The sequence below is a fragment of the Planktotalea sp. genome (genome assembly GCF_018607965.1).
GTDB lineage: Bacteria > Pseudomonadota > Alphaproteobacteria > Rhodobacterales > Rhodobacteraceae > Planktotalea.
In genome coordinates this window covers 1-10,700 of sequence record NZ_JABBAM010000005.1, presented here as the reverse complement: position 1 = coordinate 10,700, position 10,700 = coordinate 1, and the positions used below count along the sequence as shown (strand labels likewise).

Genomic DNA, 10,700 nt, shown 5'->3' with positions numbered 1-10,700 from the left:
CTTGGTCTGGGATCGGTCCTTGGCTACTTGATTGCCGGCATCATCATCAGTCCGATCCTTGCGCTCTTGCATGTGGACGTGATCGCAATCCAGCACTTCGCGGAATTTGGCGTTGTGATGATGCTGTTTCTTGTCGGCCTAGAGCTTGAACCAAAGATGCTATGGGCCATGCGCGCTAAACTGCTTGGGCTTGGTGGCGGACAGGTCGGATTAACCACGCTGGTCGTAATGGGCGCATGCATGGCATTCGGCCAACCTTGGTCCATCGCATTGGCAATCGGTCTGGTCATGGCGCTGTCCTCAACGGCCATAGTCTTGCAGACGCTAAATGAAAAAGGCCTAATGAAATCGGACGGTGGGCAATCCAGTTTTTCGGTTCTTTTGACCCAAGACATCGCCGTCATTCCAATGCTCGCACTACTTCCGTTGCTTGCTATGCCTGAACTCATGGGCGTTGCGGGGGATGCCGCACATGCCGTTGCAGACCACGCGTCCGAGGGCGATCATGGCCCCGCGATGAGCCTTGTTGACGGTCTTAACGGTTGGCAGACCATGCTGGTGACAGTGGGTGCGGTGATCGCTGTGATCCTTGGCGGTAGTTTCCTGACCTCACCCATCTTCCGATTTATTGCGGGCGCAGGTCTACGTGAACTTTTCGTCGCTGGTGCGCTTCTTATCGTGATTGGTATCGCATTGTTGATGTCCCTCGTTGGCTTATCGCCTGCACTTGGTACCTTCATTGCAGGTGTGGTGCTGGCAAACAGCGCATATCGTCACGAACTTGAAAGCGATATTGATCCGTTCCGTGGCCTCCTGCTTGGATTGTTCTTTATGAGCGTTGGCGCAGGCATTAATTTCGCCCTCCTCTTTGCGAACCTTGGATCCATCGTTGGCATGACCCTCGGCTTGATCGCCGTCAAAGCTAGCGTCCTCCTCGTCCTCGCACGCATCTTCAAAATAGAAGAGGCGGACAAATGGCTCTTCGCACTTGGCCTCGCGCAAGCGGAGGAATTTGGGTTCGTCCTGCTGTCCTTCACGGTGGCAGGAAACATCATCCCTTCAGGCACCGCAGATATTCTACTTTTGGTCGTCGCGCTTTCGATGCTGCTGACCCCTGCCCTGTTCATTATCTACGACCGCCTCATTGCGCCACGCTATGTGACGGGTGAAACCCGCGAAGCAGATAAAATAGAGGCGGACTCCAACATCATCATCACAGGTCACGGCCGCGTCGGCGGCATGGTGGCCCGCGTTCTGCGTGCGTCAGGACATACGCCTACTGTCATCGACTATTCCTTTAAACAGCTCGACATGTTGGAGCGCTTCGGTGTGAAAGCCTACTTTGGCGATGCCAGCCGCCCTGATCTTTTGCACGCCGCCGGCATCCATGACGCAAAACTGATCGCGATCGACAACAAAGAACAGATCACAGAGATGGTGCACTACATTCACACCAACCATCCGAACGTGCACATCATGGCGCGCGCGACGGATCGCAACCATGTGTACGAACTCTATGCTGCGGGTTGCCGTGATATCATCCGTGAAACTTACGATAGCTCGCTGCGCATGGTCAAATCTGCTTTCGTGGCACTTGGCGTTCCCTACGATAAGGCCAGCGATATGGTTGATGTCTTTGACGAGTCTGATCGCGCAGGCATGATCGAAGTAGCCGACACCTACGACGTCAATATCTCACACTTTGAGAGCGAAGCCTTCATGGCCAAAATTCGCGAAGTCGCACCACGCCGCGAAGCCGAGGTCAGAGAGCAAATGACACAGATCTTGCAACGCAATTCGAAAGGCGAAGAGCAACTTTAAATCAACCTTCCGCAGGGGCGCCACTACGCGCCCTGTGCGGGCCAAATACAGCTGTAAGTGCTAGGATCAAACCTGACACCGCTGCAATCATTCCCGCCGCACTGACTGAATTTTCTGCACCGAACCACAGCCGGCCATAGCCTGCGAACACGTATCCCAAGACGGCCGATAACGTGGCGAATAGAACGCTCCACGCGACTTGAACGCTTAGCGAATTCGTCATCAGACGCGCAGCGGCAGGCGGGCAAATGAACATTGCAATGACGATGATAGACCCCACCGCATCAAACGCAGCGACGGCAGCAAGGGCTGCAACAATGACCAGCGCAAACCCCAAAGCTCCGGTACGAATGCCCACGCTTTGCGCGAACCCTTCGTCGAATGTGGATATTTTCAGGGGTCGCCAATAGATCCAAGTGAACAGGATCACGACGAATAGAACCGCACCCAAACGGGGAAGTTCAACCGGCAAATAGGCAAGTGCCTCCATGTCCCAAAGCGACGCCCATCCTGTTGCATCAAGCCAAATCAAGCTTTCCAAATTGCCGAACAACGCATGCTCTACATCTAGATGAACAGTGCTAGTATCCGACTGTTCCAACAGCAAAACACCCCCAGCAAACATGGCCGTAAACGTCACTCCCATCGCGGCACCCGGTTCAATTTTGCCAAGGCGGCGGATCGCCTCGATCATCACAACCGCGACCACAGCTGCACCGGCAGCGCCCAGCATCATGGGAACGGCAGACACAACGCCAGTGATCAAGAACGCGACAACGATGCCGGGCAAAACCACGTGACTGATCGCATCACCAATCAACGCCTGACGCCGCAGCAACAGAAAATTCCCAGGAAGCGCACAAGCAATCGCGGCCAACGTACCGATCAATATGGGCGTTAAAGACAGCGCAACGAATTCCTCACCCATCATACTGGCACACCTTGTGGTGCGCCAATCAAACGGTCGAGTTCGCTGATTTGATCGCTGGTGAGCACCCCTTCAATTTCTGTCAGTCCATCATAGAAAGTGGCCGCCAACGCGAATTCTTCGCGAGATCTTGCCATTTGCCAACGCCGTTCATCGCGCAATGCTTTTGCAGCACGGGCTTTTCCGTCGGGCGTGGGAACGCCATCGGCGCGCGCGAGGCCAGAGCGTTGTAGCAACCGCAGGGTAAGTTTTTCATAGATCGGCTGGCCTTGCGCAAGCGCAAGTAGACCCTGCCGCACATGAACGCGTTTTTGAAACGAAAGGTGCTTAAGCACTGCTGCCAAAACACCACGCGCGGGTGCAAACAGCAGCGACAGAGCAAACATCGCAAACAGGACCAGCACGATCACAGGTCCCGTCGGTAGCGCTGGCGCAATCGCCGACAGCGCTGCGCCAACATAGCCAGCAACACCGCCCACAACACCTGCAACCCACAGAACACCGGTTACCCGTTCGCTCCAAAAGCGAGCGGTGACAGGGGGGATGATCAGCAAAGCAACAATCAGGATCAAGCCAACAATCTTCAGGCCAACAACCGTAATAGCCATGACCAAGCCCATCATAATCAGATCAAGTCGCGGCACGTTGAGGCCACTTGAGGCCGCAAATTCAGGATCAAATGCAATCGCGCTTAGGGGACGACGAAACGCGATGACAGCCAGTAAGACCGCCGCACCACCCACCGCGATAATCACAGCATCGGAATACAACATGCCCGCGGTCGACCCCAGCAAGAACCCTTCAAGCCCCGCTTGGCGACCCTCCGACATCGTTTGGATATAAGTCAGAAACACTATGCCAATGCCGAAGAATACAGACAAGACAGCACCAATCGCAGCATCCTCTGCAAGGCGCGTGCGGCGTGTCAGAAAACCAATGCACAGCAGGCCAATCCACGCAGACGCGGCAGACCCCAGCATCAAACCAATCAGGCTACGCCCATCACCGCCTAGCACGACCATGATGATGAATGCGATGCCCACACCCGGCAGCGTCGCATGCGAAATCGCATCGCTGACCAGCGCGCGTTTGCGTAAGAATAGGAATGTACCAGTGACGCCAGCAGCAACGCCCAAAAGCATTGCGCCAAGGGTCACGAGCGTGGCGTTGTAACCAAGCTGCAATGTCAGGGCATGCCAAAGCATAATTTATGCACCAAGCGCTGTTTGACCAAGCTGGCCTGTTGCCAGACGACCGCCGTAGGCGTCTTGCAGAGTTTGGGGCGTAAACGCCTCTTCAACCGTGCCCTCGGCAACGCGCGTTGTGTTGATCAAGAACACGCGATCGAAATAGTCGGTGACCGTGCTGAGATCGTGATGCACAGCAACGACAGTTTTGCCGTCCGCGCGCAGGGCTTGCAGCACGTCGATGATCGCTTTTTCAGTTGCAGCATCCACACCCGCGAAAGGCTCGTCCAGCAAATACAAATCAGCGTCTTGTGCCAAAGCACGCGCAAGGAAGACACGCTGCTGCTGGCCACCTGACAGCTGGCCAATCTGACGTGTCGCAAAATCCTGCATACCGACGCGCTTTAGGCAATCCATTGCTTTGGCCTTGTGCGTTCCGCGCAGGCGGCCAAGCAAGCCAAGTTCACGATACAGCCCCATCAAAACCACATCCAAAACACGTGTCGGGAAATCCCAATCAACGCTCGCACGTTGGGGCACATAAGCAATCCGCGCACGAGCCTGTGCAACGGGCTGGCCGAAAACTTGCGCAGATCCTGCCAGCGGCTTGATCACGCCCAGCGCGGCCTTGAGCAACGTCGATTTACCCGCACCATTTGGGCCGATGATTGCAGTCATAGATCCAACAGGAACCGTCATATCAACAGAGAACACAGCAGGCTTTTGGCCGTAGCTCACGGTCATTCCACGAATCGCCAAAGCTGCACCCGCAGGCGTTTCGATCATGCGTGTTCCGTCTGATGTCGCCAGTTCAAGTGATGTCATGTCTTAACTTCCTACCGTCAGTTTTCCGCTCATGCCACGTTGCGGCACGGTGCCGCCAAGGGCACGAGAAATGGTTGTGATGTTGTGATCAATCATGCCGATATACGTGGCCTCATACGTGCCATCCGCACCCATCGCGTCAGAGAAAAGTTCGCCGCCAATAGAAACCGTGTGACCCTGTGCAGCGGCCCCTTCGATCAGCGCGCGAATGTTGCGATCAGAGACAGAGCTTTCGACAAAGGCCGCACCAATCTTGCGCTCAGCAAGCGTGTCAACAAGCGATGAAATACGGTTCAGACCTGCTTCACTTTCGGTCGAAATACCTTGGATGCCGATCACTTCCATATCGAACGCGCGTCCGAAATAGCCAAATGCATCATGGGCGGTTAAGAGAACGCGGCTCTCTTTCGGAACCGAGGCCATCGCCGTTTCGCCGTAAGACTGTAGACGCGCCAATTCAGTCTCAAAATGAACAAGGTTCGCCGCGAATTCATCCGCCGCATCAGGACGCGCTTCGCTCAGGACGTCTGCAACACGACGCGCAACATGGATCCAAAGGTCAGGTACCATCCAAACATGGGGATCAAAGCGGCCATCGTAATCACCATGCGAAATGAGCACGTCACGTGGCATCGCATCCGCCACCGGAACAGAAATACGACGACGGGCCAATTTGACCAAGAAGTCCTCCATCTGGGCCTCTAGATAGAGTCCATGCCAAAGCACCATATCCGCGCGGGTCATCGCCGTGATGTCACTGCGCGTTTGACGGTATGCATGCGGATCAAGACCCGGCCCCATCAGCGCCTTCACATCAACATGTGTGCCACCAATGCGACGGACTGTGCCAGCAATCATGCCCGTGGTCGCAACGACCTTAAGCGCACCAGACGCCAAAGCCATGCGCGGCACAGTAAGCGCGGCAGCAGTAAGAGCAAAGAAATGACGGCGATTAAGGGACATGGACTCTCCAGTGTGCCTTTGGAATATGAGAGTCATTTGCCAAAAGTCAATGCACTTGCGACTTATTCGCAATAAGAATCGTATTTTCTGACCTTTTGGTCAAATTAATGCCGCTTACGCAAAGCCATTGCTTGCCAAGGCTGCGCTCTCATGGGACAGAATACGTGCAACACCCCCTTGTGGAGAGCCCGCAAATGTCGACCCAAACCGCCCAAACCACCGCACATCTGCCCCAGACGATCGAACCACGTAATCCAGGGATGGATCTTGAGCTAAGCTGGGTACGTTCTGTGCAGGCCAACACCTCTGCGATTGAGCGACGCGCAAAAACGCTGCCTGGACGACGGAGTGTTAAGAAAGAATATCAAGCGGCTTGGCTAATCCGCGCAATGCAATGCATCGACCTAACCACGCTGTCAGGCGATGACACGGCGGAGCGCGTGCGCCGCTTGTGTGCAAAAGCGCGTGCACCCTTGCGCCCTGATATCGCAGAGGCATTGGGCGTCGGCGGTCTGCACACTGGTGCGATCTGTGTCTACCACGATATGATCGCGACCGCCGTTGATGCGCTCGAAGGATCTGGCATTCCAGTTGCTGCCGTGTCCACGGGTTTCCCCGCTGGCCTGTCCCCTTTCCATCTGCGGGTCGCAGAAATTGAGGAAAGCGTAAAAGCAGGCGCTGCAGAGATAGACATCGTCATTTCGCGTCGCCACGTTCTGGCGGGCGGTTGGCAAGCGCTTTACAATGAAATGCGTGCGTTTCGTGCGGCGTGCGGGGATGCGCATGTCAAAGCGATCCTTGCAACGGGCGAACTGGGTACATTGCGCAATGTCGCGCGGGCCTCGCTGATTTGCATGATGGCTGGCGCTGACTTCATCAAGACGTCCACGGGTAAGGAAAGCGTTAACGCGACCCTGCCTGTGTCCCTTGTTATGATCCGTGCAATCCGTGACTACCACGAACGCACAGGATATCGCGTTGGCTACAAACCTGCTGGCGGCATTTCCAAGGCCAAGGATGCCCTCGTCTATCTTGCCCTCATGAAGGACGAACTCGGCGATCGCTGGCTACAACCCGATCTGTTCCGCTTTGGCGCGTCATCCCTTTTGAACGACATTGAACGCCAGTTAGAACACCACGTCACAGGCGCATATTCCGCCAGCTACCGCCACGCGCTGGCCTAAGGAGAAACCCATGAGCATTTCCGAGCGTTTGGACAAAATGGACTACGGCCCCGCACCCGAAAGCGCAGCTGATGCGTTGGCATGGCTTGTGGATCAAGGCGATGAATTTGGCCACTTTATTGACGGCGAATTTACTGCGCCCACAGACGATTTCACCAGCAACAACCCTGCAAATGGCGAAGTCTTGGCCAACCTGTCCCAAGCCACGCAAAGCGATGTGGATAGTGCTGTTACCGCCGCGCGCAAGGCGCAGTTTAAATGGGCGAAACTTGGCGGCGCAGGTCGTGCGCGCTACCTCTATGCAATCGCGCGTTTGGTGCAGAAACATTCCCGTCTGTTTGCCGTTTTAGAAACGCTCGACAATGGTAAGCCGATCCGCGAAAGCCGCGACATCGATATCCCGCTGGTGCATCGCCATTTCTACTATCACGCTGGTATGGCGCAGCTGATGGACGACGAACTACCCGACCGCGAGGCATTGGGTGTGTGTGGGCAAATCATCCCGTGGAACTTCCCACTGCTGATGCTGTCGTGGAAAGTCGCGCCGGCCCTTGCGATGGGCAACACGGTTGTTCTGAAGCCAGCGGAATACACATCCCTGACCGCGCTTTTGTTCGCTGATATTTGTCGCCAAGCAGGCCTGCCCAAAGGTGTCGTCAACATCGTCACAGGCGATGGCGCTGTTGGTGAAATGATCGTCAATTCAAACGTGGATAAGATCGCCTTTACGGGATCCACGTCCGTTGGGCGTCGCATTCGCGAAGCGACGGCTGGTTCTGGTAAAGCCTTGACCTTGGAACTGGGCGGCAAGTCCCCCTACATCGTGTTCGATGATGCCGATCTAGATAGCGCCGTCGAAGGCCTTGTAGATGCGATCTGGTTTAACCAAGGGCAGGTCTGTTGTGCGGGGTCGCGCCTGCTAGTTCAGGAAAGCGTGTCTGAGCGATTCTACACCAAACTCCGCGCTCGCATGGACGGTCTGCGCATTGGCAACCCGCTGGATAAATGTATCGACGTTGGCGCGATTGTAGACCCTATTCAGCTGGAACAGATCGCGCGCATGGTTGACGCCAATACAGAAGGGCACATGTATCAAGCAAAGTGCGACATGCCTGAGGGTGGCTGTTTCTACCCGCCCACTTTGATCACTGGCCTGACCCCTTCCGCGACCCTGATGCAGGAAGAAATCTTTGGTCCCGTTCTTTGCGCGACCACCTTCCGCACACCAACTGAGGCCGTTCAACTTGCCAATAACACACGCTACGGATTGGCCGCGACCGTGTGGAGCGAAAACGTGAACCTTGCCCTTGGTATCGCACCGCAACTGATTGCTGGCGTGGTCTGGGTAAACGCGACGAACCTTTTTGATGCCGCCGCCCCCTTTGGCGGTGTGCGCGAAAGCGGGTTTGGACGCGAAGGTGGCTGGGAAGGTCTTGGCGCCTACACCAAGCCCAAAGCAAAACGCAAAGCATTGGCCAAAGTCGAAGCGTTCACTGGCAGTGATGCCAGCGGTGATCCAATTGATCGCACAGCCAAACTTTATATTGGGGGCAAACAGGCACGTCCTGATAGCGGCTATTCCCAAGGCATATTCTCCAAACAAGGTGCGAAACTAGGCGACGTTTCTTTGGCAAGCCGTAAAGACATCCGCAACGCGGTTGAGGCCGCTCAAAGTGCGAAAAGCTGGTCTAAGACAACGGGTCATCTTCGCGCACAAATACTTTACTATATAGCTGAAAATCTATCTGTACGCGCCGATGAATTCGCCAAACGTATCGATGCAATGACGGGTAAGCGCACGGGCAAGGCCGAAGTCCAAGACAGCCTGAACGCGCTCTTCACCTACGCTGCGTGGGCTGACAAATGGGACGGTTCCGCACGCGGCGTTCCGATCAAAGGAATTGCGCTGGCGATGAACGAACCCGTTGGCGTAATTGGCGCAATTTGTGCAGATGACACGCCGCTGATTGGGCTGATCCACGCGATGGGGTCTTCCATGGCAATGGGCAATCGGTGTGTGCTGGTGGCAAGTGAACCCTACCCGCTGGCCGCAACAGATCTGATCCAAGTGCTAGAAACCTCTGATGTGCCTGCGGGTGTCGTGAATATCCTCACGGGCACCCATTCAGAACTGGCACCGCACATGGCCGCACATAACGATATCGATGCCATTTGGAGCTTTTCCTCAAGCGATATTTCGGCAGTGATCGAGTATAATTCAGCGGGCAATTTGAAACGCACATGGGTCAACAACCAGCACAGCAATGTGGCCGCGCCCCGTGAATTTCTAAGTGCCTCCAGCGAAACAAAAACGGTCTGGGTGCCCTACGGCGAGTAACGCGCGCCGCGCCCTTCCGATGGCCTAAAGAGCATTTTGGACATGACGTTCCGTTTCGGCTGACATCATCGTCAATCGTCCGCATACTGTGCGCAAATATCATCTTAGGAGAACACCTATGTCAGACGATATCGTCATTCTAGACGGCGCACGCACCGCAATCGGAACCTTTGGTGGCGCGTTGGCAAAAACCACGCCAATCGAACTGGCAACGATTGCATCAAAGGCAGCTCTGGAACGCTCCGGGGTAGACGGCGCACAGATAGGTCATGTGGTATTCGGTCATGTCATCAACACCGAGCCCCGCGATATGTACCTGTCCCGCGTTGCAGCGATTGATGCTGGTATTCCCGACACAACCCCCGCGATGAACGTGAACCGTCTGTGCGGATCCGGCGCGCAGGCCATTGTGTCTGCGGTACAATCCTTGATGCTGGGCGATGCTGATTTCGCGCTAGCAGGCGGTGCTGAAAACATGTCGCGGTCGCCGTTCATTCTGCCTGACCAACGCTGGGGCGCAAAGATGGGCGACACGCGGTCGCTGGATATGATGCTAGGCGCTCTGAACTGTCCGTTTGGAACGGGTCACATGGGTGTCACAGCTGAAAACGTGGCCGCGGAACATGACATCACGCGGGCGCAGCAAGATGCCTTCGCGATGGCCAGCCAAACGCGCGCAGCGAATGCGATTGCGAAAGGTTATTTCGAAAGCCAGATCACACCCGTCCAAATCAAAGTGAAACGCGACTTGGTTGATTTCACCGTAGACGAACATCCTAAGGCCACGTCCGAGGACGCCCTCGCAGGATTGCGCACCGTTTTCCAAAAAGATGGTACGGTCACCGCAGGCAGCGCGTCTGGCATCAACGATGGTGCCGCTGCGATTGTGCTTGCACGCGCCAGTGCCGCTGAGAAAGCGGGCCTAAAGCCGCGCGCGCGTATCCTAGGTTATGCCCATGCAGGTGTGCGTCCAGAGGTCATGGGAATTGGTCCCGTTCCAGCCGTTGAAAACTTATTCGCGAAGACGGGCCTGACTGCTACTGATTTTGACGTGATCGAAAGCAACGAGGCCTTCGCCGCACAAGCGCTTGCCGTGAACAAAGGTCTTGGGTTTGATCCTGCAATCGTGAACCCGAATGGTGGTGCGATTGCGCTTGGTCATCCGGTTGGAGCGACGGGTGCCTTGATCACCGTCAAAGCACTTTACGAACTTGAGCGCATCAACGGCAAACGCGCGTTGATCACTATGTGTATTGGTGGAGGTCAAGGCATCGCGTTCGCGATTGAGCGTCTTTAAAACAGACCCTAATCAAGCCGAATGGTCGCGCGTGCTGCGCGGCCATCTTTGTCGATGACCGACAGCTGAACAAAGCCTTCTTCTAGGGTCAGGACTCATAATCAAAAGATGACGGTTGCATCGAGAGCGATGGCAGAGAGGAAGACAGTCGGGGATC

The 10,700-nt window shown here is 55.5% G+C and carries 8 protein-coding genes; 4 read left to right on the top strand and 4 right to left on the bottom strand.

Features of this window, described 5'->3' with window-relative positions; translation table 11 throughout:
* A partial coding sequence (locus QZ279_RS00180) for a cation:proton antiporter (protein ID WP_293446756.1) occupies window positions 1-1,821 on the top strand: 1,821 nt, incomplete at its 5' end.
* 1 nt (window position 1,822) lies between these two features.
* Here QZ279_RS00180 and QZ279_RS00175 read toward each other — a convergent pair.
* The 4 genes from QZ279_RS00175 to QZ279_RS00160 are packed head-to-tail and all read right to left on the bottom strand — an operon-like array spanning window position 1,823 to window position 5,664.
* Complete coding sequence (locus QZ279_RS00175) at window positions 1,823-2,752, bottom strand: metal ABC transporter permease (RefSeq protein WP_293446755.1); 930 nt, start codon at window positions 2,750-2,752, stop codon at window positions 1,823-1,825.
* Window positions 2,749-3,954, bottom strand: coding sequence for a metal ABC transporter permease (locus QZ279_RS00170; protein ID WP_293446754.1), 1,206 nt, complete (start codon window positions 3,952-3,954; stop codon window positions 2,749-2,751). The genes QZ279_RS00175 and QZ279_RS00170 overlap by 4 nt, the downstream gene beginning before the upstream one ends.
* Window positions 3,955-3,957: 3 nt before the next feature.
* Window positions 3,958-4,722, bottom strand: coding sequence for a metal ABC transporter ATP-binding protein (locus tag QZ279_RS00165; RefSeq protein ID WP_293446784.1), 765 nt, complete (start codon window positions 4,720-4,722; stop codon window positions 3,958-3,960).
* Window positions 4,723-4,764: 42 nt separating this feature from the next.
* Window positions 4,765-5,664 carry a zinc ABC transporter substrate-binding protein gene (locus QZ279_RS00160; protein ID WP_293446783.1) on the bottom strand — a complete coding sequence of 300 codons (900 nt, stop codon included), beginning with the start codon at window positions 5,662-5,664 and terminating at the stop codon, window positions 4,765-4,767.
* Between the two features lie 254 nt (window positions 5,665-5,918).
* Between QZ279_RS00160 and deoC the strand changes: the two genes are divergently transcribed.
* From deoC to QZ279_RS00145, 3 genes are all read left to right on the top strand, one after another.
* Window positions 5,919-6,908, top strand: a complete 990-nt coding sequence (gene deoC, locus QZ279_RS00155) for a deoxyribose-phosphate aldolase (RefSeq protein ID WP_293446753.1) — start codon at window positions 5,919-5,921, stop codon at window positions 6,906-6,908.
* A 10-nt stretch (window positions 6,909-6,918) separates the two neighbouring features.
* The gene (locus tag QZ279_RS00150) at window positions 6,919-9,246 is read left to right on the top strand and encodes an aldehyde dehydrogenase family protein (protein WP_293446752.1); all 2,328 of its coding nucleotides are present in this window, start codon (window positions 6,919-6,921) and stop codon (window positions 9,244-9,246) included.
* Between the two features lie 118 nt (window positions 9,247-9,364).
* Entirely contained in the window at window positions 9,365-10,543 is a 1,179-nt protein-coding gene (locus tag QZ279_RS00145; protein WP_293446751.1) for an acetyl-CoA C-acyltransferase family protein, read from the top strand.
* The last annotated feature ends 157 nt before the right edge of the window (window positions 10,544-10,700 follow it).